This is a genomic window from Moraxella canis, assembly GCF_034424565.1.
Lineage (GTDB): Bacteria > Pseudomonadota > Gammaproteobacteria > Pseudomonadales > Moraxellaceae > Moraxella > Moraxella canis.
The window spans coordinates 95002-120694 of the sequence record NZ_CP139961.1 but is presented as its reverse complement, the minus strand read 5'-3'; the positions used below and the strand labels follow the sequence as shown (position 1 = coordinate 120694).

Here is a 25693-nt window from a genome sequence, read left to right as displayed (position 1 = left end):
GGGGAAGTCATTCATTTATAAGTATATTAATATAAGGGTTGGTTTATGAAACACAGCACCCGTTCTATTTTAAAAAAAGCCGCTGCTGCAAGTATGCTAACGGCCGCGATTCGATCGATAAGTAAATTTAAAGGCAAATCATTTGGCAAAGGTGCCAGCATTGGCTTATTCATTGGCGCACTTGGTGTTCAAAGCTTGATCACCACCAATGCTTATGCCATCAATGAGCAGGATGTTAGCCGATATGCCTCAAGCATGAGCAGCGCCGCTAACGCCCAAAACATTGCTCAAATTTCAAGATTGATCGCTGATGATGCCATCATTTCGCTATCTCGCGGTGGCAAAACGACCAGTTTAAATAAAGAAGGCTACCTACAGCTTCTTCAAAAAAGCTGGGCTAAATCCAGTGGCTATCGCTATCGCATTGATGTGACAGATGTGGTTGCTACCGGCAATCAAGCTAGGGCGCAGATTGTGACCACCGAGACTTGGACCCAAGACGGCAAACCTGTGACGATCAAGACCGCTTCGCGCGCCACTTTTTCTCAGGTGGGCAATCATGCTGTATTATTAAGATCGGTGTCACAAGTCACGGTTGAATGAGTTAAGATTCTAAACTGATTTGATCGAGCCACCGTTTTGTAAGTCAATTCGGTGGTTTTTATTACCCATTTGCTGTCCAAAAGGTTGCCAAATTTGCCAAAATAAGGCATTATTATCGCTTGAAACAGCTGGTTGGCTTGATTTTGCCAATTTGGCTTTATAGCAATCACTGAGTTAGGTGACCAAAGGACATGAAAATGACAAAACACTCCAAATCCCCCATTTCTAAACAGATCTTAAAGCCGCTCAGTCTTGCCATTTCATCTTGTATTTTGGTTGCTTGTAGTAGCACTAGTACACCTTCTAAGCCTGTCAGCCAGACCCCAAAACCAATTCCTCAAGCTAAGCCTAATCAGCAGATTCAAATCTCGTCGGGTAATACTGACACAGGTGTTTTGGATGTTGAGATGCTTGACGCATTAGAAGCGCTACTGCAAGCGACCGACATGAGCATGGTAGAGGGCGATGAGCTGGCGATTCAGCGCTACGGTAACTTGTGGGATCGAATTCGCCGCGGCTATCGCATGAATGAAGTTACCAATGCAAGAATCGAAGCTCAAAAATCATGGTTTTATACGCGTCAAACTTATTTGGATCGCTTGACCGCGCGAGCTTCTCGCTATCTGCATCATACTGTCGCTGAAGCCGAAAGACGCGGCATTCCCTCTGAATTAGCGCTTTTACCCATCATTGAAAGCTCCTATGACCCAACGGCGACCAGCAATGCTGCCGCTGCTGGTCTTTGGCAATTTATCCCTAGCACAGGTCGCATCTATGGCTTGAACCAAAGTGCGACCTATGATGGTCGGCGTGATGTGATTGAATCAACGCGCGCCGCTTATGACTTTTTAACAAGTTTGTATAACCAGTTTGGTTCTTGGGAGTTGGCATTAGCAGCTTATAATGCAGGGCCTGGACGAGTTTCACGCGCCATCAAAGCCAACCAAGATCAAGGGCTACCAACGGATTATTGGTCGCTTAAGCTGCCAACTGAAACAATGAACTATGTGCCAAGATTCTTAGCAGTCGCTCAAATTGTCAAGTCCCCAAATACTTATGGTGTTAATTTACCCGCCATCGCCAATCACAGCCATTTTAGAACGGTGCCAGTTAATTATGGGGTGAGCCTATCTGAAGTTGCCACAGTGACAGGCTTGCCAGTCAGCGAGCTTCGTTTACTAAACCCTGCGCTTTTAAACCTTACCGTTGATGAGATCGGTCCTAATCGTATCGTCATTCCTGACAGTTTGCCGAACCAAATTGATAATCAGCTGGCTTCTTTAAAAGGCTATGGATTTGGTGGTGACTATATCGCAACAGCACCCGCCCAAAGCATCACCTATGTGGTGCCTAAGTCAGGCGCTTCGGTAAACACAAGCTCTCAGCAAGAGTTGATTGCATCTAATACGCTGCCAACCACCATCGCACAAGTCACACCAAATAATACCATCGTCCAGGAGCCGGCTTTATCGAAGTCTGAAATAGATCTGATCGTAGCAGAAATTCAAAAAACCAGTCCTGAAGTCCCTGCGATCAGTCCCCAAGATGGAAACATCCAGCTAAACGCAGTACAAACCAGCCAGTCGGTTTTGGACGCTCGTGGTGAAACTAAGATGTTGAGTTTTTCGGATAAGCCAAAAACTCAAGCTATCACGCCGCCTGTACAGCCTGTACAAACAGTAGCGCCTAGCCCTGCGCCTGAACCGACTCCTCAGCCACAGCTCCCGCCTGTGACAGCTTCGGTACCAGTAGCACCACCTCCACCGCCGTCTGTCTCGGTAGCTCCACCGCCAAGTCAGCCGCGTCCTGAGCCTGCACCAAAACCCAAGCCAAAACCCGAAAGCTACACCGTGCGTGCCGGCGATAGTCTCACATCTGTGGCTGCTGCCCATGGCTTAACTGTCGGTCAGCTTGCCAGTTATAATAATTTGGCAAATGATGCACATATCCTGATCGGTCAAAGATTGTGGCTTGTCTCTGGTAAAGTAAAACCTCAGCCAGCATCAGCTCAGCAAACGCCATCTCGACAAAGCACACCAGCAGCCAATACCAATCCAGCAACCCACAAAGTATCTGCTGGAGAAAGTCTAACCGCCATCGCTCGCAGATATAACATCAGCCTACATGCTTTGGCAAATGAAAATGGCTTGAGCGTGACAGATGGCGTCTTAATTGGTCAAACACTCAAATTGCCTAGCGGTGCCAGACCGGCCAGCACCACATCTACTACCTCAAGCCCGCCGTCAGCAAACAAACCCGAAAGCTACACCGTGCGTGCCGGCGATAGCCTCACATCTGTGGCTGCTGCCCATGGCTTAACTGTCGGTCAGCTTGCCAGTTATAATAATTTGGCAAATGATGCACATATCCTGATCGGTCAAAGATTGTGGCTTGTCTCTGGTAAAGTAAAACCTCAGCCAGCATCAGCCCAGCAAACGCCATCTCGACAAAGCACACCAGCAGCCAATACCAATCCAGCAACCCACAAAGTATCTGCTGGAGAAAGTCTAACCGCCATCGCTCGCAGATATAACATCAGCCTACATGCTTTGGCAAATGAAAATGGCTTGAGTGTGACAGATGGCGTCTTAATTGGTCAAACACTCAAATTGCCTAGCGACGCTCAGTTGGAAAACAGTGCGCCATCTCGCTCAGAAAGCACGCGAACCAGCTCTACGCGCGCATCTTCCAATACAAACATTGGGGCAACTGAAAACTATACCGTCAAAGCTGGTGAGAGCCTAACCCTATTATCAAATCGTTTTGGTGTACCAATCAGCGACTTGGCAGCGGCGAATGGCTTAGCTTCCAATGCTAATCTGCGCATCGGACAAACGTTAAAAGTACCTAAGCTCACCACGACATATACCGTCAAAGCAGGTGATGGGCTGATAGCTTTGGCGCGGCGCTATGGGATTAGCACCCAAGAGCTTGCGAAGATGAATAATTTGGAGCCGACTGCTGATTTGCGCATCGGGCAAGTTTTGACCGTTCCAAATAAATAATTTGTGATATGCTTTAAACGATTTAACAAAAAAACCAGCTTTATGAAAAAGCTGGTTTTTTTGTTGTGCACCGGTCAACCAATTACTTTTATTAATGAGTTATTAAACAAAAGCGGAAAACATATTTTCCGCTTTTTGTTTGACGACGATCGCTTATGCTTGCTCAATGTCAGCTTTTAGTTTGGCGTTATGCGCTTTGAGTGCTTCTGGCATACGCTCACCCAGCTTATCAAACAACTCAGCATGGCTTTCAAGCTCTTTGATCCAAGCATCTTTGTCTTGACTGGTCACAAGCTCAAATTGTGCCTTGCTAAAATCAGACTGATCCCAGTTGATGTCATCATAAGTTGGCACCAAGCCAATTGGAGTGTGCACAGCATTCGCAGTACCTTCACAGCGCTCGATGATCCACTGTAGAACACGCATGTTCTGACCAAAGCCAGGCCATACAAAGTCGCCATTTTCGTCACGGCGGAACCAGTTGACTTTGAACATTTTTGGCAGCTGATTGCCTGCCGCTTCAGCTGTTTTGCCAACATTTTCGCCCATTTGTAACCAATGGTTGAAGTAGTCAGCCATGTTATAGCCAGCAAATGGTAACATCGCAAATGGATCGCGGCGCACAACACCTTGTTGACCAGTTGCAGCAGCTGTGGTTTCAGAACCCATGGTTGCCGCTTTATAAACCCCATCTACCCAATCAAATGCTTCTGATACCAAAGGTACGGTATCTGCACGGCGACCACCAAAGATGAAAGCAGAAATTGGCACGCCTTCAGGATTCTCCCACTGTGGATCGATGGATGGACATTGTTTGGCAGAGACGGTAAATCGTGCATTGGCATGTGCCGCACGCTCTTCACCTGTATGTGGCTCACGTTTCCAGTTCGTTAAGTTTTCTGGAGTTTCTTTAGTTTTACCTTCCCACCAAGCTTCGCCATCATCGGTAACGGCGACGTTAGTGTAGATGACATCAGACACCAAAGTGCTCATGCAGTTTGAGTTGGTTTTGGTGTTGGTGCCTGGCGCAACACCAAAGAAGCCTGCTTCAGGGTTGATGGCGTAAAGTTTGCCGTCTGCAGAAGGCTTAATCCATGCGATATCATCACCGACGGTTTCGACTTTCCAGCCTTCATAGCCTGCTGGTGGAATGAGCATGGCAAAGTTTGTTTTACCGCACGCTGATGGGAATGCTGCAGCGATGTAGTGCTTTTTGCCTTGTGGGTTGGTGACACCCAAGATCAGCATATGTTCAGCCAACCAACCTTGTTCACGGCCCATGGCAGAGGCGATGCGTAGCGCTAGGCATTTTTTGCCAAGCAAAGCATTGCCGCCATAGCCTGATCCATATGACCAGATTTCACGAGTCTCGGGGAAATGTACGATGTATTTGTCATCGTTGCATGGCCATGCCACATCTTTTTGTCCTTCGGTCAGTGGTGCGCCCACAGTGTGGACGCATGGCACATACTCGCCATCGGTGCCAAGCACATCATAAACTTCTTTGCCCATACGCGCCATTTTGCGCATGCTGACAACGACATAAGGACTATCTGTGATTTCGATGCCGATATGGGCAATGTGGCTGCCCAAAGGACCCATGCTAAAAGGTACCACATACATGGTGCGACCTACCATACAGCCATCGAACAACTCGTTTAATTTGGCGCGCATTTGACCTGGCTCGATCCAGTTATTGGTCGCGCCTGCGTCGATTTCTTCTTTTGAGCAGATATAAGTACGATCTTCGACACGCGCAACATCTGTCGGATCTGAGAACGCCAGATATGAATTTGGATGCTTGTCTTCATTTAATTTGATCATGGTGCCGTTTTCGATCATCAGATCGATCAGGCGCTGGTTTTCTTCTTCGGAGCCGTCGCACCATTCGATGGCGGCAGGTTTGGTCAGAGCGGCAATTTCAGCCACCCAATTAATCAAGGCTTGGTGACGAACAAAATCTGGAGCAGTTATCTTTGCAGTCATGTTTGGATCTCATTTAATGAAAATTGGCGATCCACTGTTATTTGTACAGAAAGACTCATAAAGCCTTTAAATTGTAACAAGATAATACAGTGGCGCTGTGAAAAGCAGTATTAAACCACAAAACATGAAGAAAGATAAGTACTATAATTAAATTAAATGTATGTATTTTTAAAAGTTATGCTTAAAAACGGGTCAAAGTGGCGTTTTGCAGGTAGGATTGATAGGGTATTTGGGCTGCGTAAGATGTTAATTAGCAAGCATACTAAAAAAAATGCTACAATTTGATTAATCAATTAAGATTAATCAACTAGGATAATCTATGGCTAAAGCTAAATCAAGCTATATTTGCCAAAATTGCGGGGCAATTTATGGAAAATGGGCAGGGCAATGTACGGATTGCGGTGAGTGGAATACACTCGTTGAGGCGCCCAACACCAGTTTACCGCACCATAATAAGTCAAAAACCGCCACCGCTGCGCCTAGAAAAACTGCCAACTACGCTGGAGCGGTGAGCGGTGTGATGACCTTAGACCATGTTGGCGTTACGCTTGAGACGCGTATGCCAACTGGGATTGGTGAATTTGATCGCGTTCTTGGTGGTGGATTGGTGGCAGGGTCGGTGGTGCTCATTGGTGGCGATCCTGGCATTGGTAAATCGACAATTTTATTACAAACTGCCATTAATATGGCAGCAGGTGATTCACTGTCGGGCTCTGCTTTGTATATCACTGGCGAAGAAAGCCTATCTCAGGTGGCAATGCGTGCCAAAAGGCTTGGTCTGCCAACCGATCGCCTGCGCGTCTTAGCTGAAACCAATGTCGATACCATTTGTGCAGCATTGACTGCAGAGCAGCCAGCCATTGCGGTGATTGATTCGATTCAGACATTATTTACAGAGATGATTCAGTCTGCCCCTGGTGGTGTCGCCCAAATCCGTGAATCAGCAGCCATCTTGACTCGCTATGCCAAGCAAACAGGCACCGCGCTATTTTTGGTGGGGCATGTCACCAAGGAAGGCGCCTTGGCTGGACCTAGAGTGCTTGAGCATATGGTCGATACGGTGTTGTATTTTGAAGGCGAATCAGATAGCCGCTTTCGTATGATACGCGCCGTCAAGAACCGTTTTGGTGCGGTGAACGAGCTGGGTATTTTTGGGATGACGGATACAGGCTTAAAAGAAGTCGCCAATCCATCGGCAATTTTTCTGAGCCGTTATGATAAGCCCATCGCAGGGTCGGTCGTCATGGTCAGCCGTGAAGGTACGCGTCCTTTGTTGGTTGAGGTCCAGGCGCTTGTGGATAGCGCTCAAGCTCAGCCGCGCCGCATGGCATTGGGACTTGATTATCAAAGACTGTCCATGCTTTTGGCGGTAATGCATCGGCATGGCGGCATTCATACCAGTGGTATGGATGTGTATGTCAACGTCGTTGGCGGCGTTAAGGTCATGGAGACTGGATCAGACCTTGCAGTATTACTTGCCTGCGCCTCTAGCATTCGTGAAAAGGCGCTGCCCAATCGGCTTTGTGTGTTCGGTGAAGTGGGGCTATCTGGGGAGATTCGTCCTGTGCCCAATGGTCAAGAGCGTCTCAAAGAAGCGATGAAGCATGGATTTACCCATGCCATCGTACCCAAAGCCAATGCACCTGCCGCCAATAACTCACAATTTAACCGTATTCATATCATCGCTGTTGATAGGCTTGATGAAGCGATTTATCAAGCTTTTGAAATTACTGTTGGCTAAGGCGCTTTTTATCAGTTGGATTTTGGGCTAGTTTTTTAAATGTTATAAGCCCAAAAAATCCACCACAAAGTCACTGCTTGGCTTAGCAAACAGCTCGCTTGGCGTGCCAATTTGCTCTATTTGCCCATGATTCATAATGACAATCTTATCAGATATGGCTTGGGCTTCTTCTTGGTCATGCGTGACCATGATGCTGGTGATGCCAATTTCGCGCTGGATGTCCTTGAGAGAAGCTCGCAGCTCTTTACGCACTTTGGCATCAAGCGCACCAAAAGGCTCATCAAGCAGCAGCAGCTTAGGATTGGTCGCCAATGCACGCGCCAAAGCAATGCGCTGACGCTGTCCGCCTGACAGTTCATGTGGGTAGCGGGTTTTGGTGTGTGAAAGCTGCACCAAGTCAAGCAGCTCATCGACACGCCGATCAATTTCATCCACCGAAGGGCGCGCATGACGCGGTAGAAGTGTCAAGCCAAACCCAATGTTTTGGGCAACCGTTTGATGTCGAAATAACGCATATTGCTGAAATACAAACCCGATACCGCGATGCTGAACTGGTATGTCGGTCACATCGACACCATCAAAATATATCCGCCCGCTGTCTGCATTTTCAAGGCCTGCGATGATGCGCAGTAAGGTTGTTTTACCGCAGCCTGATGGACCCAATAAAGTGGTTAGCTCACCTGTTGGAATATCGATGCTGATATCGCCCAAGGCAACAAAATCACCGAAAGCTTTATGAATGTTTTGGATTTCAATACTCATGGAAGATACCTTTTTAGCTATATTAATAAATATTTATATGTAAATGCTTGTTTGATAAAACCTGTATGACTGCTATTTTTTACGACTCATAAAGCCTTGAACTGCCAAAGTGACCAAAGCAAGTAGCGCAAGCAAGCTTGACAGCGCAAATGCCAAGGTAAACGCGTATTCATTGTATGCAATTTCAATCATCAAAGGCATGGTGTTCGTCTCGCCTCGGATATGTCCAGACACCACCGATACCGCCCCAAATTCACCCATCGCACGTGCATTGGTTAGGATAATGCCATAAAGTAGCGCCCATTTGATATTTGGCAGAGTCACTTTCCAAAACATCTGCCAGCCGTTGGCGCCCAGCGTCAAAGCGGCTTCTTCTTCACTGTCGCCTTGTGCCTGCATGAGTGGAATGAGCTCTCGTGCGATGAATGGAAAGGTGACAAACAAAGTCGCAAGCACAATCCCTGTCGTCGCAAAGATCACCTGAATCCCCATGCTCTCAAGCCAGCCCCCAAGCAGCGTATTAGCGCCAAAGACCAGCACAAACATCAAACCTGCCACCACAGGCGACACCGCAAAGGGCAGATCAAGCAGTGTGGTGATCACAAATTTGCCGCGAAATTTATGGCGTGTGATCAAATACGCCAGCGCCACCCCAATGATCGTATTGATGGGTAAAACGATCGCCGCTGTTATTAAGGTAAGCTTAATAGATGACAGCGCATCAGGTTCAAGTAGTGCGGCTTGATATGCCTGCCATCCTTCTTTAAGCGCTTCATAAAAAACAGACAATAGTGGCACAACCAGCATGACGCCCATAAATACAGCCGCCACACCAATCAAACTGTATTTGACCCAAGGTTTATCACGCGTGGCAGGATTTTTTTGGTATGCATAAGAATTTGTATTTGCCATAGTCTTGCCTTAGATTTTTATATGACTCAATAATTTTTATCGTGATAAATCAGTTGGTTTTTGCACCAAGTCTTGCAGACAGTTTCCACTGAGCAAAATTAATGGCAAACAAAACCACCAATGAGATCAAAAGCATAAATAACGCGACGCAAGCTGCGCCTGATACATCAAACTGCTCAAGTTTTGAGACAATGATTAAGGGTAAAATCTCCGACTGCATGGGGATATTACCAGCAATAAAAATCACCGACCCATACTCGCCTGTAGCACGCGCAAACATCATGCCAGCGCCGATCAGCATCGCTGGGGCGATCTCAGGCAAAATGACGCGGCGAAATGTCGTCAGGCGGCTAGCACCCATCACCGCTGCCGCTTCTTCAAACTCTACCGAAAGCTCGGCAAGCACTGGCTGCACCGCGCGCACAATAAAAGGAAAACTGACCACCACCAAAGCAAGCCATATGCCAATCGGCGTAAAAGCAATTTTTATTGGCTCATTAAATAGCAGCAGTCCAAGGCGTGTAAACCATTGACCAAACAAGCCATTAGGCGCATAAAGCGTGGCAAGGGCGATGCCGGTCACCGCCGTTGGCAGGGCAAATGGCAGATCAACCAACGCATTTAAAAAGGATTTCCCCCAAAACTCATAACGCACCAATACCCAAGCCACCAGCGTCCCAAAAATCAGATTGGTAATGGTGGCAAGCATCGCCATGGATAAGGATAGCTTAATCGCTGCAAACACTTGTGGCTCGCGAATCGTGCGCATGATGTCGCCAAAATCCATTTGTAATGTCGTCAAAACCATCATCAAAAAGGGTAAAATCACCAACAAACTGAGTGCAAATATGCTGACGCCCATACTTAGCCCAAAAAAAGGCATCACTCGGCGCGCGCGATTTTTTGGGGGTATTGGCTGATTTGGCATGATAACAATCCTAATGGTACAATGGGTAACTGATGATAAACTCAAAAGATGGCTGTACTTTACGGCATTGGTATATAAACTTTAAGCGCAAAAATTGACTTTTTATTTTCCTTTATGGAATTTAGACCGATTAGAGCTGCGATGTGATGATTTTGCGTCTTTTGAGGGATGATCATAGACCTTTTCAAACTTTGCTAAACATGCGATAATGCCAAGGTTTAGCGCGATCAGTTGATCGTAAAATATACCAAAACACACTGGAATATAATGATGAAAAATAAGTTGATGCGTAGTTTGGCTATTTTGGCGTTGAGCTTACCAGCGGTGGCTTATGCAAATACTGCCGCGCCTGAAGCGTCTTTGACCCAACAAGAGCAAATGGCGGCGGATTTTTGCGATTTTGCAACTTATGGGGTGATGCGTATCGCTGGCGCTCGTCAAGGCGGCGCAACCAAATCTGAGGTGCTCACTAGCCATGGTGAGAGCATGACTGAGCTAAAAAAACTCATCGATCCGCAAACCGCTGCGACGCTTGATAAGTATTGGAAAGATGCCATTGATAGAATGTTTCAAGAATCGGTTCTAAAAACCGACGCTGAAAAACAAGCGTTCGTGATGAGTGTGGGCGAGTCATCTTTTTATTCTTGTCTTGAGCAAATCCTTGAAGCTCCCAAAAATTAATCGCAACACCGCAAGCCTGATGGTATTCTTATGACCGAAACGACTTTTAAAAATTTTGATGACTTGCCATTGTCTGAGGCGACTTTAAAGGCAGTGCAAGCACTAAAATTTGATCAATTAACTCCCATTCAAGCACAGATTTTGCCGCACACCTTGGCAAATCAAGATGCCATCGGGCAGGCGCAAACTGGCACAGGCAAGACGGCGACATTTTTGATTACCATCATTGAGTCACTATTAAAGCGTCCTTTTGGCGATGATGAAGTCCGTTATCTTGGCGAACCCAGAGCGCTGGTTTTGGCGCCGACCCGAGAGCTTGCGCAGCAGATTTTGGCGGACTGTCGCGAGCTGACCCGATTTAGTCAGCTTTATAATTTGTGCATTACAGGCGGCGCTGATTTTGATAAGCAGCTTGAGCAGCTGCACAAAAGACCGTTGGATATTTTGATTGGTACGCCAGGGCGCATCATCGATTGGGTTAATAAAGGCGAGCTTTTTTTGGATCGTGTCGAGGTATTTGTACTTGATGAAGCTGATCGCATGCTGGATATGGGCTTCATCCCTGATATTAAGCGCATCGTCCGGCACATGCCAAGCAACACCGAGCGCCAAAGCCTTTTGTTTTCAGCAACATTTAATCAAGATGTGATGAATTTGGCTTATCGCTGGCTGCATCAGCCAGCATTTGTTGAGATCGCACCTGAAAGCAAAACCAATCAGTCGATTGATCAGCAGTTTTATTTGGTCACTGAGCGTGAAAAAATGAGCGCGCTTAAGCAGATTTTGGCGGATGATTCGGTGAAAAAAACGATCGTTTTTGCCAATCGTAAAGATCAGGTCAAGCGCCTATATGATCATCTGCGCCGCCATCACGAGGTGACGATGCTGTCTGGAGATGTGGCTCAGCAAAAACGAGAGCGCTACCTTCAGCGTTTCAAAGACGGTGAGGTCAATGTACTGGTAGCAACGGATGTGGCAGGTCGCGGCATTCATGTGGATGATGTGACGCATGTGATTAACTATACTTTGCCTGAGATGCCTGATGATTATGTGCATCGTATAGGTCGTACAGGGCGAGCTGGTTTGAGTGGCGTATCCATCAGTTTTGTGAGTGAAAATGACGCTTTTAACTTGCCTGCGCTTGAGTCGCATGTCGATCAAAAATTCAAGCTCAGCCAATTTGAGTTTTTGGATGAGCAAGAACAAGGATCATGAGCGCATGCATCCTGATTTATTAGATCCTGCTCATATTCCGCTGTCGCTATATATTCACATTCCTTGGTGCGTCAAAAAATGCCCTTATTGCGATTTTAACTCGCATGCCTTGCCAAACCAAGCACCATTTGACAGCTATGTCGAGGCGCTGCTCAGCGATGCTTTGTCTCAACATAGCTTGGTATCAAATCGTCAGATTGATACGGTATTTATCGGTGGAGGCACGCCGTCTTTATTGCCCATCGAATCATTTGCGCGACTGTTTGATGGACTGCGGCTGATTTATCATTTTTCGCCTGACTGTGAGGTGACACTTGAGGCAAATCCTGGCGCACTTGAGCATTCGCCTTTTGATGAGTATCTCAAGATCGGCATTAATCGCTTGTCCATTGGCGTTCAAAGCTTTGATCACAGCGCCCTAAAAGTATTGGGGCGTATTCACAATCCCGATCAAGCATCAAACGCCATTCGTGCCGCACGCGCAGCTGGGTTTGATCGTGTTAATGCCGATTTGATGTATGGTCTGCCCAATCAAGACCCTTTAAAAGCGGTCAATGATATTCAAGCCGCCATTGATGCCGGCGCAACTCACTTATCTTGGTACCAGCTGACGATAGAGCCAAATACCGCCTTTTATCGTACTCCGCCGCATTTGCCAGACGAAGAAGTGATGGCGCAAATTGAAACTTTAGGGCGTGATGTACTGACGAAGCATGGATTTTCTAATTATGAAGTCAGTGCTTGGTGCGGTCCAAATGATGCCCCTTGTCGGCATAATCTCAACTATTGGCAGTTTGGCGACTATTTGGCGATCGGCGCTGGGGCACATGGTAAGCTAACTTTCAAAAACCATCCAAATCACCAAGATGGCATTTATCGTTATCAAAAATCGCGCCTGCCCAAAGACTATCTTTCATTTGAAGATGCGCCTAAAATGATTAACTTTGAGCGCATTGCTGATGAAAACTTGCCGTTTGAATTTATGATGAATGCGCTTCGTCTAAAAGATGGGGTGGGTGCTGATTTATTTGAGACGCGCACGGGGCTTTTGATCAGTACGATTGATAACGAACTACTGCCCTTACAGCATCAGGGGCTAATGGTCTCAGATCCTTTGCGCATAGCACCGACGCCTCTTGGGTTTCGATATGTCAATCATTTGGTCAGCCAATTTATCTGATGCATACATAAAAAGATCCACTCAGATGAGCGGATCTTTTTTAAGCTTAATGAGTCAAAATTAGATTTTGTTTTCAACTTTTTGTGCGGTGTTTGATACAGCGTCACCAGTTTTTGAGACATCTTTACCAAATCCTTTGACAGTGTTGCAACCAGTCAAAACAACAACGGCAGCGATAGAGGCGATCAATACTTTTTTCATGAGACATTCCTTAGTGATTTAATAAATTCATGTGAATTGTGAACTCACAATGCTATATTAGCGAAGTTTTTGATTAATTTCTAGCGATAGATGCGATTTGATAATACTTTTTACATTTTGTAAACTTTTGGCAAGATTTATAAATTTTACCTTTGAATTTCACCAAAATCTGGCGCAATGAGCCGTTTCGGAGTACAATAGGCGGCATCGTCACAGTTGTAAGTAAATTTCATGTCAAAATCTTCAGATGCGCTCATTCATATTGTGCTATTCTCCCCAAAAATTCCCAATAATACTGGCAGTATCATCCGTTTATGCGCTAACACTGGCGCTCAGCTGCACTTGGTCAAGCCGCTAGGATTTGAGCTTGATGACACTCGCCTAAAGCGGGCAGGGCTTGATTATCATGAATACGCAACCTTAAGAGTTCATGATCACTGGCAGGATGCCAGATCAGCGCTCGAATCGGTGGGTGTGACGTGTATTGTTGCGATGACGACTAAGTTTAGCCGCCCGTTTTATGAATATCGCTTTGGACTGGATAATCAACGGCATAAAGTTGCCTTGGTGTTTGGTTCAGAGACTGATGGGCTGCCTGAAGATGTGCGTGCCGACATTGGCGCTGATCATTGGCTGCGACTGCCGATGTTGCCAGATTCGCGCAGTTTGAACTTAGCCAATAGCGTAGGTATTTGCCTATATGAAGTGTGGCGTCAGCTTGGATTTGTGGGCGATGTTGGGCAGAGTGTGGGCTACCACAAACCAACATCAAGATAATGTAAGTGATTGATTTGGATAAATTTTGGATAAAAAGGGACAGTTATGCCACAAGTAATCATTGAGATATCACCAAACGTAGCTGCGGATGATATGATCATTCTTGGAACGATTAATCAAGCTCTGGATAACAGCGGAGTGTTTCGCCTGCAGGACATCAAAACTCGGCTCTATCGTCCAAAGGCATTTTTGATGGGAGATGGTCGTGATGATGCCGCCTTTGTTTATGTCAAAGTAGCGATAATGAAAGGTCGGAGCGATACCATTAAAGAGCAGCTTGCCAAATCCGTATTAAGTGAGCTTAAAAATGTGCTTGGGGCAGATTATCCGACCCTGAGCTACGGTGTAGAAGTGGTGGATTTGGCAGACAACTATCAAAAAGCTTGATGCGATTTAAGCCTTGGCGACTGTCAAACTTTGATCAGTGCAGGATTGCAAATCTTTTTTGCCATCCAAATTTATGCTACAATATTGCTATTTATAACAACAATATGAGCGAGCTATGTTTCAATTACATCCCACACTTGCCAAAGATACCTTTTTGGTCGGTGACTTTCCTTTATCGACTGTGCGTCTGATGAATGATTGCCAATTTCCTTGGCTAATCTTGGTGCCGCGTGTTTCTGGCATCAAAGAAATCTATGAGTTATCAGCAGCTGACCAAGTGCAATTTTTGCGTGAGTCAAGCTGGGTATCTAGCCAAATGGCAAAAATTTTTGGTGCAGATAAAATGAATGTTGCTGCTTTGGGTAATCAAGTACCGCAGCTGCATTTTCATCACATCGTACGTTATCAAAACGATGCCGCGTGGCCAAATCCAGTTTGGGGTCGTCCAGCGATGCCTTACACCCAAGAGGTGCTCAGTCACATGCAGCAAACGCTCATGATGGCATTACGTGGCCATCACCAAATGCCATTTGACTGGAAGATGGATGTTTAGGGTTTAAGTCTTTGATTTATATAATTATTTATTTTGCTTAGTGTATCATATACCACTTAAAATATGCCAATAATTATAATAAACCCCATCTGAATTCAACTACGCCCCAAAGGTTATCCAACTTTCGGGGCGTAGCTTATAGTAACTAAGGTTTTATGGACATATCCGTGCAGATAATTTAACTTTAATTTTTAGAATTAAAAATATCTAAATCAAAACTCATGATTTATCAGGATTGTCTTTTTCGGTGATGATGTCAGCATCTGGATCACCGAAGCTTAAGATATCACCAAAGTTTGGCTGAACTTTTAACAAAAGTTGTTGGGCTTTTAGATGGCCATCATTAACTTGAGCTTTTTTGAGGTTTTTCATGATTATATCGCTGTTTTTTAGCCAGCGACCAATTTCAAGATAAATGACATTACCTTTATGCTCGGTAAACGGGATGCCTTTGATCTTAATTTTATTTAAAATAAACGGCAGCGGATCTTTGCGCAGTAGCGCACGATATAGACCCACGCCAAGTCGTGCAGCTGGGGCTTTATACCATTGTTTGCTGTGTAGCTCAATCACTTCTGTGTCGCTGATTTGCTTAAGCACTATCCGCTGGGTATGGCGATCCAGCTGAAGATGAACCAGCTCAAAGTTACTTGCCACTGTCGTATATAGACCCATGATATCTACTGTGCAGGTTAGTCTAAGCCAGCCATCATGAATATCCAATTTTAAATTATGCAAAAGCTTAACATTTTTTGTAACAAACTTATATAAAGCATCATTAACTTGCTTTTGAGTCAATGTTACCAAAAGTTCATCCACCAAATTATCTGCTGCTTTGACATAGCCGTGCTTAATATTGCCAAAAGTCTGCTGCCAACTTAGCAGTAGGCTTTCATTGAATAAACTGCTTTGATCGGCATTAAATTGATTTCCAAAAACCACATTATCTGTTTGATCTTGATCAACATGATAAAAGGTTTTGTCATCGCCATTTTCGGCGATATGAGCAGCGGGTGTCTGAGAAGAAGGGTGATTTATTTGAGTATTATCCATATGATTTGATCTTAAAATTGATTATCCTAAAGCAGCCTTAGCTTGGCAAGCAAAGCCTGATAAATATAAATTGATGATTATTTTAGCAAATTTTTGGTGGGATAAGATGGGTGAATCAGTAACTTTTTGTAGCTTTAAAAAGTATGTGATCTTGCCAATGCCGATTGATCATCTAACGCCGAAAAATATGTAAAACAATGCTCAACACCACGCTAATAATGATCATGGTAACAATCGGAAAATAAACGCGCGTCTGCCCACTTGGAGAATGATAGCTGATATCGCCAGGCAATTTACCAAACCATGAAAATGCGTTTGGGAAAACGCTCAAAATAATACCAAGAAAAACAAAAACGATGCCAATTAAAAGAAATATTTTTGCCATAAAGATCTGAATGCCTGTCTTTTAAAACAAATCTACCAAAAATTTTGTTAAAATATAGCACAAATTTTATCAAGGAAATTCACCATGAGTCAATTTTTTGCTCGATTAACGCCTGAACAAAAAGAGATTTTGGCAACCATTCAAACGCCATATTATTTGCTTGATGAGCGTGCCATCATTGACAATCTCACCATCAGTCAAAAGGTCTGTGATGAATCAGGCGCCAAAGCCTTGCTTGCGCTCAAATGCTTTGCTACTTGGGGAGTGTTTGAGTCGATGCAGCCTTATCTTCACGGCACAACTTCTTCATCATTGAAGGAAGTGCGTCTAGGTAAAGAGTGCTTTGGTGGCGAAACACACGCTTATAGCGTGGCTTATGCCGATCACGAAATCGAAGAAGTGCTAAGTTATTGCGATAAGATTATTTTTAATTCTTTTAATCAATTAAATAGATTTGGACAACTGGCTCGCGATAAAAACATTCCTGTTGGACTTCGTCTAAACCCCCAAACCAGTAACTCATCATTCATCATCGCCGATCCTGCCAGACCATTTAGTCGCTTAGGTGAACATGATGTAGAAGCCATTATGGCGGTAGCCGATCAGATCACTGGCGTGATGATCCATAATAATTGTGAAAATAATGATTTTGAGGCATTTAGCCAAAGCTTGGCAGATATAGAAAAGCGCTTTGGTGAATTATTTCATCGCTTAGAATGGATTAGCTTTGGTGGCGGTATTCACTATATTGATCCAAACTATCCTTTAGATAAATTTATCAGTCGTCTGAAGTCTTTTAGCGAAACCTACGGCGTGCAAATTTACCTTGAGCCTGGAGAAGCGTCGGTACATCAAGGTGCTGTGCTGGTAACCAGTGTGCTTGATACGCTGCATAATGGTAAGCCGCTGGCGGTAGTTGATTCATCCATTGAGGCGCATATGTTAGATTTGCTGATTTATCGCCAATCTTCGCCGCTGGCCTATGTCAATGACACAGCTTATGATATTGCAGGCACAGATTTTGATGGCACATCGGCAGATGAGACCTCAATACGAATCTATGGCAAATCTTGCTTGGCGGGCGATATTTTTGGTGATTACGCACTGAGCGAGCCTCTAAAAATCGGCGATAAAGTCGCTTTTGGGAATGCTGCTGCCTATACGATGGTTAAGAAAAATTGGTTTAATGGCGTTGATATGCCATCGATCGTGATCATTCGCCAAGATGGTGACATCGTCGTTCAGCGCCAATTTGATTATGAAGATTATAAAGCCAGTCTGTCCTAAGCCAAAGATAGCTTTTGAGCATAAATGATTGCCTAGGTGCTTGAAAATAAGGCAAAAAATCGCTATCATTAAAGGCTTTGTCGTCAATGGCAAATGATTCGGGTGTATGAATTTTCCTTGAAGTCTTCCTTTTTAATTCATGCACAAATATTGATAAGCCCATTTCACTCATTGGGCACTAAGGAGGATTTATGTCTCAGGCAAAAAACGTACTCATCATTGGCGCAGGTGGTGTGGCTCAGGTTGTTGCGCACAAATGCGCAATGGCAAATGATATTTTTGGGGAAATTCACATCGCATCGCGCACGATTGATAAATGTCAAGCGATTGCCCAAGATGTCGCCCAAAAGGGCAGTTTCAAGCGCGATGCAGTTTTGCACACGCATGCTGTGGATGCGATGGACAGTCAAGCTGTGGCCGAGCTGATCCGTCAGACGGATACAGACATCGTGATCAATGTTGGTTCACCGTTTGTTAATATGAGCGTAATGGACGCGTGTATCGAAACTGGTACGCATTATCTAGATACCGCCATTTATGAAGATCCGCGTAAGATTTGTGAAACCCCACCTTGGTATGAAAACTACGAGTGGAAAAAACGCGAAGCCTTCAAAAAAGCCGGCGCAACTGCCATCTTAGGCGTGGGCTTTGATCCTGGTGTTGTCAATGCATACGCACGGTTGGGTGTTGAATATTTTGACAAAGATAGCGTGACTGATATTGATATCATTGATATTAATGCCGGCAGTCATGGCAAATATTTTGCGACCAATTTTGACCCTGAGATTAATTTTCGTGAGTTCACTGGCGTGGTGTATTCTTGGCAAAATAGCCAATGGCAGACCAACCAAATGTTTGAAGTCAAGCGCACGGATGATTTACCGGTCGTGGGTGTCCAAAACAGCTATCTGAGTGGGCACGATGAACTTCACTCATTGCACAAAAACTTAAATGTGCCAAATATCCGTTTTTGGATGGGATTTGGCGATCATTACATCAATGTGTTTGGCGTGCTAAAAAATCTTGGTCTACTATCAGAGCAGCCTGTCACCACTGCCGAAGGTCTAGAAGTGGTACCGCTAAAAGTAGTCAAGGCGGTTTTGCCTGACCCTGCTAGCCTTGCTGAGAACTATACAGGCAAAACCTGTATTGGCAATAAAGTAAAGGGTCAAAAAGACGGCGAGACCCAAGAGATATTCATTTATAATATCGTCGATCATGAAGAAGCTTATGCTGAAGTTGGCAGTCAAGGCATCTCTTATACCGCAGGTGTGCCCCCTGTCGCAGCGGCGCTTTTGATCGCCAGTGGTGAATGGGATGCAGGTACCATGGTCAATGTCGAAGAGCTTGATGCCAGACCATTTATCAATCTGCTTAATACCATGGGTTTGACGACGCGCATTGCCGATAAAGATGGCGATCGCTTGCTAGAATTTAACTAATCTATACTTTAAGCAGACAGCGCAGCAACGCAAATGCTTTGCTGCGTTTTTGCTTTTTGTCAAAAATCACCTGTGATATAATCATTCAAAACGAGTAAAATAGTACAATAAAGGCTTATCATGCGAATTCGCAAACTGTTTAAATTTGAAAATGCACACATCGTGCGTAATTGTTCATCTGATCGCTGCAAACGATCCATACATGGACATAGCTATGAAGTTGAGCTGATTTTGGAGGCGCATCGCCTTGATCATGGTCAAATGGTTTATGATTTTGGACTGTTGAAGCACAATATCAAAGATATCATAGATAGTTTTGATCACGCCATCACTTTTTGGGATAAAGACGATCCAGGCTATATCCAAGCCTGCAAGGACTTCAGCGCACGATGGGCGAGTCTGCCTGTGTCGCCTTCAGCCGAGCAGTTTAGCCGAGTGATTTTCTTTTGGGCAGATGCCATTTTAAGCCAAACCATCATGCAAAACGGTGAGCAAGATATCAGCGTTTATTCTGTGATCGTCCATGAGACAGCCACAGGCTATGCTCAGTGTTTTCGACAAGATGTTCAAAATGAACAGATGGGTAAGCTTAGCTTGGCTGATTTTGAATTCAGTGAGCAAGTCAAATCAGAATGGGGCGACCCTCAGATGTATGATAAGCTGCTAAAAGGTGAATCTTTTGTCAATCCCAAGGTGGATTTGCAGGTTCAAGTATGAGCAGCCAAACTTTATCACTACACACTGAAGCAGATACCAAAGCACTTGCCGAAAAATTGGCTCAGATGAACTTGTCGGGCAGTGTATGGTTATCAGGTGATTTGGGGGCAGGTAAAACCACTTTTGTACGCTATTGGCTACAAGCCATGGGTCACAAAGGCGCTGTCAAAAGCCCCACTTATACACTGGTAGAGCCTTATCAAATCAATATGCAAGGGGGGCTAAAGCCTGTTTATCACGCTGATTTATATCGCTTGAATGATCCTGAAGAGCTTGATTTTATTGGTTTTTATGAATATCTTGATGAGCCAAACAGCCTTGTCATCATTGAGTGGGCAAGCCAAGCCAGTCAAGTCCTGCCCAAGCCTGATTATCGCATTGATATCATCCGCCATCTTGATGACAAAAGGGTCGTGACCTTGACAGGCTTTGAGGAAGTGTGATGGATCTGCCGCATTATACCGATTTGCTGGATAACAGTGTTGTTTGCCTGATGTCTCCGACCGCCAGTGGCAAGACAGATTTGGCGTTCAAGCTGTACGATACGGGCAGATTTGAGCTGATATCTGTGGACAGTGCGCTGATTTATAAAGATATGGATATTGGTACTGCCAAACCAACCAAAGATGAGCTTAGAGCTTATCCGCATCATTTGGTGGATATTTTGACGCCCACTCAAAGCTACAGCGTGGCAAATTTTGTCCAAGATGTAGAGCGCTTGATTGGCGAGATTCATGCGCGCAATAAAATCCCTGTTTTGGTCGGCGGAACGATGATGTATTATATGGCGCTGCTTGATGGGATATCCACAGTACCACAAACCAAGCCAACCATCCGCAATCAAGTCAAAGCTTGGCATGATGAAAAAGGTAATGAAGCTTTGTATGAGTACCTAAAGCAGCATGACCCTGTGATTTGCCAAAAGCTCAAAGTTACAGACACACAGCGCATCACTCGTGCGGTTGAGGTGCACATGCAAACTGGTAAGCCCTTAAGTGAATGGCAATCGACACCCAAAGTAGCGATCAGCAACCACCCAAAATGGCATTGGTATGCTATCATCGTCATGCCAGACAGAGCTTGGCTGCATGAGCGGATCGAACGAAGGCTTGAAAAAATGTGGGCGGATGGATTTTTGCAAGAAGTGATCGGACTCATTGAACATCATCCAGATCTGACAGCCGACATGCCAGCGCTGCGTGCCGTCGGATATCGGCAAGCGCTTGATTATTTGATTGCAATTAACCATCCCTGCGTCACCGCTCATCCTAGGCTTAAGACATATTATGATGCTCAATCATCTAATAAAAACCAAGAAATTGGCTCAATTCATCAAGATTTTAACAAAAAATTTAAAAAAACCATGACAAATGCAGGGGGTTTGGCTTGTCAAGATATGAAAAATAAGGCATTATATGCTACAAGACAGTTGGCAAAACGCCAATATACTTGGCTGAAGCAATTGGCACAGACAGATAACCCAACCAAAAATAATTTAACAATAGTATCATTTAATAGCATAAAACAAGTAGAACAGCAATTATTGCAATAACTTATGAGGGGTTTCCCCGTTTGCATTGCTTTAGCTATTTAGATTGGAGAAACTTATGTCAAAAGGACAAACTTTACAAGACCCATTTTTGAATGCTTTGCGTAAAGATCGTATTCCAGTATCAATTTTTTTGGTTAATGGCATAAAGCTACAAGGACAGATCGAATCTTTTGATCAATATGTTGTCTTATTGAAGAACACAGTCAGCCAAATGGTGTATAAGCACGCCATTTCAACGGTTGTACCCACCAGAAACCCTCGCACAGAAGGCGGCTCTACACCAGCTCAATCCACAGGTGGATATCAAGGCGCTAATTTGGGCGTCATGACCAGTGGTACTTATCAAGGCAGTGGCTTTGAGCGCCAAAATCAAGGTGGATTTGACCGCGGTGGTATGGGCTATCAAGGTAGCTCTCGTCCACAGGGTGGCTTTACTCGTACGCCCCAGAGCGGCTTTGAGCGCCAAAATCAAGGTGGATTTGACCGCGGTGGTATGGGCTATCAAGGTGGCGGCATGGGCGGCATTAATCACACAGGATTTGATCGTCAAAGCTTTGATCGTTCAGGCTTTGAAGAGCGTGGATTTGATGGTAAAGCTTTTGAAAGCAACGATACCAGAAATTTTAACCGATCAGGCTTTGATGCTAAGCCAGACCCAAAATTTAATCATGACGATGATTTTGAGAATCAGTCCTAATCCAGTTATAACTTGGACTTATTCAGTTTAAAATGCAGTATTTTATAATCAAACTTGTATGCGAGCTTATCGTGTACAAGTTTTTTCTTGGGGAATGTTTTATAGATCACAAACCCCAAAATACCAATCAATAGACAGATAAAATGTGCTATTATTATGGTCTAAGTTTTTTGATGAATTGAATGGTAATGAGACAAAATAACCTTGCGCCCAGCGATTACATTCAAGATGCTATTGACGCCATCCGTACCGAACAGCGTGCTTTAGACCTGTTGATTGATGAGCTCGATGAGCGTTTTGTCAATGCGTGTCAGGCGATTTTGAATTGTTCTGGACGCGTGGTAGTAACAGGCATGGGCAAGTCTGGACATATCGGTCGCAAGATTGCCGCTACTTTTGCATCGACGGGAACGCCAGCCTTTTTTATGCATCCTGGGGAAGCAGGGCATGGTGATCTGGGGATGCTGGTGCAAGGAGATGTGCTCATTGCCATCTCAAATTCGGGTGAGTCAGATGAGATACGCATGCTGCTGCCTGTCGTCAAGCAGTTAAAAATCCCGCTCATTAGCATCAGTCGCGATAAGCGCGGAGTTTTGCCAAGATCGGCGGACATTGCATTGACTTTGGGTCTGTCCGAAGAAGCGTGCCCCCTTGGGCTTGCACCAACTTCAAGCACCACAGCAACACTGGCTTTGGGCGATGCGTTGGCGGTGGCGCTATTGCATGCACGTGGATTTACTAGCCATGATTTTGCGCTTTCTCATCCTGCGGGCGCACTTGGGCGTAAGCTTTTGACGCGTGTTTCTGACATCATGCATACCGACAATTTGCCCGTTGTGCATCATAAATCAAGCTTGAATGAAACTTTATTGGCTATGACCAGTGGGCGCCTAGGTCTTGCTGTAATTGTCGATGATGAAGATAACGTGGTCGGTATTTTTACCGATGGGGATTTGCGCCGTAAATTGGCGGAGCAGACTAAGCTGACCGTTGAAATTCAGACACTGATGACCAAGACACCAAAATCTGCTGATGAGCAGATGCGTGCGTCTGATGCACTTACTTTGATGAACGAAAATGCAATCAGTCAGTTGTTGGTACTAAAAGACCATCAATTAATCGGCGTAATTAGTATTCATGATATACTAAAAGCTGGCGTCAGCTAACTTGAGTATAGCTAAAACTAAATTCAGTTGATCTAAAATTAAAAAGATAAGCCATGAATGAAATTTACCAAAAAGCCAAAAATGTCAAACTCTTTGCCATGGATGTCGACGGCATTTTATCGGATGGGCAAATCATTTATAATTCTGAAGGTGTCGAAACCAAAGCATTTTATGTGCAAGATGGTTTGGGCTTGCAGGCGCTAAGACAGTCAGGTGTGACTTTAGCCATCATCACAGGTCGAAGCTCTGCCATGGTAGATCGACGCGCCAAAGAGCTTGGCATTGCACACATCATCCAGGGTCGAGACGATAAATTTACTGCTTTGGCAGGGCTTGCCAAGGCGCTTGGATTTGAGCTGTCGCAGTGTGCTTATATGGGCGATGATCTGCCTGACCTAAAAGCCGTGCGTGAGGCAGGCTTTGGGATCAGTGTGCCTAATGGATGTGAGCAGACCAAGGCGGTTTCAGATTATATCACCACCAAAACTGGAGGTCATGGCGCGGTCAGGGAGGTTTGTGAGCTGATTTTAAAGGCGCAAAATAACTTTGATGCATTCATTGCAAAATTTGAATAGGCAGCCCAAATGAACTTTCGTATTTTAAGTGTGTTGGGTGTGATGGCGTTGGCGGTTGCGGCGTGGTTTTTTTATCAAGAAGATGTCGAGGTCAAGCCTGCTTTGCCTGAAGCGCCGACTGTAGACTCTGAAGTTACCCAAATCAAAGCCATCCAAACCGATCCTGAAACTGGCGAAACAGAATATACACTGACCGCCGATTCATTGGTTCAAAATGCCAACGGTCAAGATGAAATGCTGGGTGCGACCATTCATTGGCAGCCCCCACAGGGTGAAACCTATACACTGACCGCTGACCGTGCGACGCTTGATCAGGGCAGTGGTGAGTTACGATTATCCCAAGGGTTTCAGTTGGTGCGTGCAGCGACTGCTGATAAGCCTGAAATGATCATTGAGGGCTTGAGCATTGTTGGCAATACCAAAGATCGCACTGTATCAAGCCAAGAGGCTCTGACTGTGCAGCAAGGCATGGATAGCTTTAGAGCGCAGGGTTTTAGAGCTAATCTGCAAACTGGCGAGTATGAGTTTGATCGCATCGAAGTACTTTTTGATGCGCCTAAGCGTCAGAATAAGGCGTTATTTTAATTAAATTTTCTTAAGTTTTTCAAGGTTTTATATGAAAACTGGTTCTGTAATTACAAAATACTTATTTTTAGCGTGCATAGTCAGTGCACCGATGATTGCCTCAGCATTGCCTTCTGATGCCAATCAGCCGATTCGCTTATTGGCTGATCGAGCCACTTATAGTGAGCGTACAGGCGTGACCACTTATTCAGGAAAAGTGACGATTGAGCAGGGCACCTTAAAGATCGCCGCCGATAATTTGACAGTGAATCTTGATACCAATAATCGCAGCATCAAGTCAGCGGTTGCGACAGGGCGACCTGCCACCATGCAGCAGGTGGTGACCCAAGAAAAAGGCTTGGCAAAAGGGCAGGCAAATCGCATTGATTATAACGCCGTCAGTGGGATTGTGACGCTCACAGGTAATGCCAGACTGACTCAGGCTGGATCGAGTTTTTCAGGCAATACGATTCGCTATAGTCTATCTGCCGGCGATGTCGAAGCCAATGCTGGCGGCGGTCAGCGTGTAGAGCTGGTCTTTCCGCCAAGCGATTCAAATTCTCGAAGTGGCTTGCGCTAAGGTCTGAAGATGACAGTATTATCGATGCGCCACTTGGGCAAGCGTTATGGTCAAAGATGGGTGGTCAAAGATGTCTCTTTTGAGATTGAGCAAGGTCAAGTGGTAGGAATTTTGGGTCCTAATGGCGCAGGTAAAACCACAAGTTTTTATATGGTGATTGGGCTTGTACCTATGGATAAAGGTCGCGTGATCTTGGGTGATCAAGACATCTCAAAAAATGCCATGCATGAGCGCGCCGCCAAAGGTATTGGCTATCTACCCCAGGAGGCTTCGATTTTTCGTAAGCTGACTGTCGAACAAAACATCATGGCAATCTTGCAGACGCGCAAGGACTTAACTCAAGCACAGCAGCATCAGCAGCTTGAAAAGCTGATGGCTGATTTTCATCTGGAACACGTCCGCCATTCGTTGGGTATGAGCGTATCAGGGGGCGAGCGTAGAAGGTGTGAGATTGCCCGCTGCTTGGCATCAGACCCCAAATTTATCCTGTTGGATGAGCCATTTGCCGGCGTCGATCCCATTTCAGTAGGCGATATCATGCAGGTCATCGAAACATTGCGCGAGCGTGGTATTGGCGTCTTGATTACCGACCATAATGTTCGCGAAACGCTTTCAATTTGCCAAAAAGCTTATATTGTTTCTGAAGGGGAAATCATCGCCGAAGGAAATAAAGATGAAATTTTATCCAATGAGTTGGTTCGTAAGGTTTATTTGGGTAAAGATTTCGTCGCTTAAGTATTTATA

Annotated in this window: 27 protein-coding genes; 20 read left to right on the top strand and 7 right to left on the bottom strand. The window is 45.0% G+C overall.

The window, feature by feature from the left end; all coding sequences use genetic code 11:
- Positions 1-45: 45 nt before the first annotated feature.
- Complete coding sequence (locus U0021_RS00470) at positions 46-603, top strand: DUF4440 domain-containing protein (protein WP_114800916.1); 558 nt, start codon at positions 46-48, stop codon at positions 601-603.
- 197 nt (positions 604-800) lie between these two features.
- Complete coding sequence (locus tag U0021_RS00465; RefSeq protein ID WP_114800917.1) at positions 801-3608, top strand: LysM peptidoglycan-binding domain-containing protein; 2808 nt, start codon at positions 801-803, stop codon at positions 3606-3608.
- A 153-nt stretch (positions 3609-3761) separates the two neighbouring features.
- On the opposite strand, the gene U0021_RS00460 is transcribed toward U0021_RS00465, so the two are convergent.
- Entirely contained in the window at positions 3762-5594 is a 1833-nt protein-coding gene (locus U0021_RS00460; RefSeq protein WP_114800918.1) for a phosphoenolpyruvate carboxykinase (GTP), read from the bottom strand.
- Positions 5595-5913: 319 nt separating this feature from the next.
- Between U0021_RS00460 and radA the strand changes: the two genes are divergently transcribed.
- On the top strand, positions 5914-7335 hold the full coding sequence (gene radA / locus U0021_RS00455) for a DNA repair protein RadA (protein ID WP_114800919.1): 1422 nt from the start codon (positions 5914-5916) through the stop codon (positions 7333-7335).
- 42 nt (positions 7336-7377) lie between these two features.
- Here radA and U0021_RS00450 read toward each other — a convergent pair whose 3' ends face one another.
- From U0021_RS00450 to cysT, 3 genes are all read right to left on the bottom strand, one after another.
- Positions 7378-8097 carry a sulfate/molybdate ABC transporter ATP-binding protein gene (locus tag U0021_RS00450; RefSeq protein ID WP_114800920.1) on the bottom strand — a complete coding sequence of 240 codons (720 nt, stop codon included), beginning with the start codon at positions 8095-8097 and terminating at the stop codon, positions 7378-7380.
- Positions 8098-8169: 72 nt separating this feature from the next.
- A complete protein-coding gene (cysW, locus tag U0021_RS00445) occupies positions 8170-9009 on the bottom strand; it encodes a sulfate ABC transporter permease subunit CysW (RefSeq protein ID WP_114800921.1) in 840 nt (279 codons plus the stop codon).
- A gap of 49 nt (positions 9010-9058) precedes the next feature.
- The gene (gene cysT, locus U0021_RS00440) at positions 9059-9937 is read right to left on the bottom strand and encodes a sulfate ABC transporter permease subunit CysT (RefSeq protein ID WP_114800922.1); all 879 of its coding nucleotides are present in this window, start codon (positions 9935-9937) and stop codon (positions 9059-9061) included.
- Between the two features lie 270 nt (positions 9938-10207).
- Between cysT and U0021_RS00435 the strand changes: the two genes are divergently transcribed.
- From U0021_RS00435 to hemW, 3 genes are read left to right on the top strand one after another with little or no spacing between them, the layout of a single operon-like run.
- Positions 10208-10618: a hypothetical protein gene (locus U0021_RS00435; RefSeq protein ID WP_227507074.1), complete on the top strand. Its 411-nt coding sequence runs from the start codon at positions 10208-10210 to the stop codon at positions 10616-10618.
- A 30-nt stretch (positions 10619-10648) separates the two neighbouring features.
- The gene (locus U0021_RS00430; protein ID WP_114800923.1) at positions 10649-11833 is read left to right on the top strand and encodes a DEAD/DEAH box helicase; all 1185 of its coding nucleotides are present in this window, start codon (positions 10649-10651) and stop codon (positions 11831-11833) included.
- A gap of 4 nt (positions 11834-11837) precedes the next feature.
- Positions 11838-13013, top strand: coding sequence for a radical SAM family heme chaperone HemW (gene hemW, locus U0021_RS00425; protein ID WP_114800933.1), 1176 nt, complete (start codon positions 11838-11840; stop codon positions 13011-13013).
- Between the two features lie 60 nt (positions 13014-13073).
- Here hemW and U0021_RS00420 read toward each other — a convergent pair whose 3' ends face one another.
- The gene (locus U0021_RS00420) at positions 13074-13214 is read right to left on the bottom strand and encodes an entericidin A/B family lipoprotein (protein WP_049236062.1); all 141 of its coding nucleotides are present in this window, start codon (positions 13212-13214) and stop codon (positions 13074-13076) included.
- 231 nt (positions 13215-13445) lie between these two features.
- Here U0021_RS00420 and U0021_RS00415 point away from each other — a divergent pair, with 231 nt between their 5' ends.
- The 3 genes from U0021_RS00415 to U0021_RS00405 all read left to right on the top strand — a co-directional run bounded on the left by U0021_RS00415 (position 13446) and on the right by U0021_RS00405 (position 14931).
- Positions 13446-13991 carry a tRNA (cytidine(34)-2'-O)-methyltransferase gene (locus tag U0021_RS00415; RefSeq protein WP_114800924.1) on the top strand — a complete coding sequence of 182 codons (546 nt, stop codon included), beginning with the start codon at positions 13446-13448 and terminating at the stop codon, positions 13989-13991.
- Positions 13992-14036: 45 nt separating this feature from the next.
- Entirely contained in the window at positions 14037-14378 is a 342-nt protein-coding gene (locus tag U0021_RS00410) for a 5-carboxymethyl-2-hydroxymuconate Delta-isomerase (protein ID WP_114800925.1), read from the top strand.
- A 115-nt stretch (positions 14379-14493) separates the two neighbouring features.
- Complete coding sequence (locus U0021_RS00405; protein ID WP_049236054.1) at positions 14494-14931, top strand: HIT domain-containing protein; 438 nt, start codon at positions 14494-14496, stop codon at positions 14929-14931.
- 219 nt (positions 14932-15150) lie between these two features.
- On the opposite strand, the gene U0021_RS00400 is transcribed toward U0021_RS00405, so the two are convergent.
- Positions 15151-15984: a hypothetical protein gene (locus tag U0021_RS00400; protein ID WP_114800926.1), complete on the bottom strand. Its 834-nt coding sequence runs from the start codon at positions 15982-15984 to the stop codon at positions 15151-15153.
- A 172-nt stretch (positions 15985-16156) separates the two neighbouring features.
- Positions 16157-16369, bottom strand: a complete 213-nt coding sequence (locus tag U0021_RS00395; RefSeq protein WP_114800927.1) for a DUF2905 domain-containing protein — start codon at positions 16367-16369, stop codon at positions 16157-16159.
- Between the two features lie 84 nt (positions 16370-16453).
- On the opposite strand from U0021_RS00395, the gene U0021_RS00390 reads away from it, so the two are divergent.
- The 11 genes from U0021_RS00390 (at position 16454) to lptB (ending at position 25684) form a co-directional block, all read left to right on the top strand.
- A complete protein-coding gene (locus tag U0021_RS00390; RefSeq protein WP_114800928.1) occupies positions 16454-17656 on the top strand; it encodes a carboxynorspermidine decarboxylase in 1203 nt (400 codons plus the stop codon).
- Between the two features lie 191 nt (positions 17657-17847).
- The gene (locus U0021_RS00385) at positions 17848-19098 is read left to right on the top strand and encodes a saccharopine dehydrogenase family protein (RefSeq protein WP_049236048.1); all 1251 of its coding nucleotides are present in this window, start codon (positions 17848-17850) and stop codon (positions 19096-19098) included.
- A 120-nt stretch (positions 19099-19218) separates the two neighbouring features.
- Positions 19219-19815, top strand: coding sequence for a 6-pyruvoyl trahydropterin synthase family protein (locus U0021_RS00380; RefSeq protein WP_114800929.1), 597 nt, complete (start codon positions 19219-19221; stop codon positions 19813-19815).
- Entirely contained in the window at positions 19812-20258 is a 447-nt protein-coding gene (gene tsaE, locus U0021_RS00375; protein ID WP_114800930.1) for a tRNA (adenosine(37)-N6)-threonylcarbamoyltransferase complex ATPase subunit type 1 TsaE, read from the top strand. Before U0021_RS00380 ends, tsaE begins: the two co-directional genes overlap by 4 nt.
- Positions 20258-21367 carry a tRNA (adenosine(37)-N6)-dimethylallyltransferase MiaA gene (gene miaA, locus U0021_RS00370; RefSeq protein WP_114800931.1) on the top strand — a complete coding sequence of 370 codons (1110 nt, stop codon included), beginning with the start codon at positions 20258-20260 and terminating at the stop codon, positions 21365-21367. Before tsaE ends, miaA begins: the two co-directional genes overlap by 1 nt.
- Positions 21368-21422: 55 nt before the next feature.
- A complete protein-coding gene (hfq, locus tag U0021_RS00365; RefSeq protein ID WP_327037523.1) occupies positions 21423-22064 on the top strand; it encodes an RNA chaperone Hfq in 642 nt (213 codons plus the stop codon).
- A gap of 188 nt (positions 22065-22252) precedes the next feature.
- Positions 22253-23230 (top strand): KpsF/GutQ family sugar-phosphate isomerase, encoded by a 978-nt coding sequence (locus tag U0021_RS00360; RefSeq protein WP_114800518.1) that lies wholly within the window; start codon positions 22253-22255, stop codon positions 23228-23230.
- Positions 23231-23283: 53 nt separating this feature from the next.
- On the top strand, positions 23284-23805 hold the full coding sequence (locus U0021_RS00355) for a KdsC family phosphatase (RefSeq protein WP_114800519.1): 522 nt from the start codon (positions 23284-23286) through the stop codon (positions 23803-23805).
- Positions 23806-23814: 9 nt separating this feature from the next.
- Positions 23815-24390, top strand: a complete 576-nt coding sequence (lptC, locus tag U0021_RS00350) for an LPS export ABC transporter periplasmic protein LptC (RefSeq protein WP_114800520.1) — start codon at positions 23815-23817, stop codon at positions 24388-24390.
- Between the two features lie 31 nt (positions 24391-24421).
- A complete protein-coding gene (gene lptA, locus U0021_RS00345) occupies positions 24422-24949 on the top strand; it encodes a lipopolysaccharide transport periplasmic protein LptA (RefSeq protein ID WP_049236040.1) in 528 nt (175 codons plus the stop codon).
- A 9-nt stretch (positions 24950-24958) separates the two neighbouring features.
- Positions 24959-25684 carry an LPS export ABC transporter ATP-binding protein gene (lptB, locus tag U0021_RS00340; protein WP_049236039.1) on the top strand — a complete coding sequence of 242 codons (726 nt, stop codon included), beginning with the start codon at positions 24959-24961 and terminating at the stop codon, positions 25682-25684.
- The last annotated feature ends 9 nt before the right edge of the window (positions 25685-25693 follow it).

Excerpts from the sequence above, each read along its gene's own strand:
- U0021_RS00470 (WP_114800916.1), top strand. The coding sequence starts at position 46 with ATGAAACACAGCACCCGTTCTATTTTAAAAAAAGCCGCTGCTGCAAGT.
- U0021_RS00465 (WP_114800917.1), top strand. The coding sequence starts at position 801 with ATGACAAAACACTCCAAATCCCCCATTTCTAAACAGATCTTAAAGCCG.
- U0021_RS00460 (WP_114800918.1), bottom strand. The coding sequence starts at position 5,594 with ATGACTGCAAAGATAACTGCTCCAGATTTTGTTCGTCACCAAGCCTTG.
- radA (WP_114800919.1), top strand. The coding sequence starts at position 5,914 with ATGGCTAAAGCTAAATCAAGCTATATTTGCCAAAATTGCGGGGCAATT.
- U0021_RS00450 (WP_114800920.1), bottom strand. The coding sequence starts at position 8,097 with ATGAGTATTGAAATCCAAAACATTCATAAAGCTTTCGGTGATTTTGTT.
- cysW (WP_114800921.1), bottom strand. The coding sequence starts at position 9,009 with ATGGCAAATACAAATTCTTATGCATACCAAAAAAATCCTGCCACGCGT.
- cysT (WP_114800922.1), bottom strand. The coding sequence starts at position 9,937 with ATGCCAAATCAGCCAATACCCCCAAAAAATCGCGCGCGCCGAGTGATG.
- U0021_RS00435 (WP_227507074.1), top strand. The coding sequence starts at position 10,208 with ATGAAAAATAAGTTGATGCGTAGTTTGGCTATTTTGGCGTTGAGCTTA.
- U0021_RS00430 (WP_114800923.1), top strand. The coding sequence starts at position 10,649 with ATGACCGAAACGACTTTTAAAAATTTTGATGACTTGCCATTGTCTGAG.
- hemW (WP_114800933.1), top strand. The coding sequence starts at position 11,838 with ATGCATCCTGATTTATTAGATCCTGCTCATATTCCGCTGTCGCTATAT.
- U0021_RS00420 (WP_049236062.1), bottom strand. The coding sequence starts at position 13,214 with ATGAAAAAAGTATTGATCGCCTCTATCGCTGCCGTTGTTGTTTTGACT.
- U0021_RS00415 (WP_114800924.1), top strand. The coding sequence starts at position 13,446 with ATGTCAAAATCTTCAGATGCGCTCATTCATATTGTGCTATTCTCCCCA.
- U0021_RS00410 (WP_114800925.1), top strand. The coding sequence starts at position 14,037 with ATGCCACAAGTAATCATTGAGATATCACCAAACGTAGCTGCGGATGAT.
- U0021_RS00405 (WP_049236054.1), top strand. The coding sequence starts at position 14,494 with ATGTTTCAATTACATCCCACACTTGCCAAAGATACCTTTTTGGTCGGT.
- U0021_RS00400 (WP_114800926.1), bottom strand. The coding sequence starts at position 15,984 with ATGGATAATACTCAAATAAATCACCCTTCTTCTCAGACACCCGCTGCT.
- U0021_RS00395 (WP_114800927.1), bottom strand. The coding sequence starts at position 16,369 with ATGGCAAAAATATTTCTTTTAATTGGCATCGTTTTTGTTTTTCTTGGT.
- U0021_RS00390 (WP_114800928.1), top strand. The coding sequence starts at position 16,454 with ATGAGTCAATTTTTTGCTCGATTAACGCCTGAACAAAAAGAGATTTTG.
- U0021_RS00385 (WP_049236048.1), top strand. The coding sequence starts at position 17,848 with ATGTCTCAGGCAAAAAACGTACTCATCATTGGCGCAGGTGGTGTGGCT.
- U0021_RS00380 (WP_114800929.1), top strand. The coding sequence starts at position 19,219 with ATGCGAATTCGCAAACTGTTTAAATTTGAAAATGCACACATCGTGCGT.
- tsaE (WP_114800930.1), top strand. The coding sequence starts at position 19,812 with ATGAGCAGCCAAACTTTATCACTACACACTGAAGCAGATACCAAAGCA.
- miaA (WP_114800931.1), top strand. The coding sequence starts at position 20,258 with ATGGATCTGCCGCATTATACCGATTTGCTGGATAACAGTGTTGTTTGC.
- hfq (WP_327037523.1), top strand. The coding sequence starts at position 21,423 with ATGTCAAAAGGACAAACTTTACAAGACCCATTTTTGAATGCTTTGCGT.
- U0021_RS00360 (WP_114800518.1), top strand. The coding sequence starts at position 22,253 with ATGAGACAAAATAACCTTGCGCCCAGCGATTACATTCAAGATGCTATT.
- U0021_RS00355 (WP_114800519.1), top strand. The coding sequence starts at position 23,284 with ATGAATGAAATTTACCAAAAAGCCAAAAATGTCAAACTCTTTGCCATG.
- lptC (WP_114800520.1), top strand. The coding sequence starts at position 23,815 with ATGAACTTTCGTATTTTAAGTGTGTTGGGTGTGATGGCGTTGGCGGTT.
- lptA (WP_049236040.1), top strand. The coding sequence starts at position 24,422 with ATGAAAACTGGTTCTGTAATTACAAAATACTTATTTTTAGCGTGCATA.
- lptB (WP_049236039.1), top strand. The coding sequence starts at position 24,959 with ATGACAGTATTATCGATGCGCCACTTGGGCAAGCGTTATGGTCAAAGA.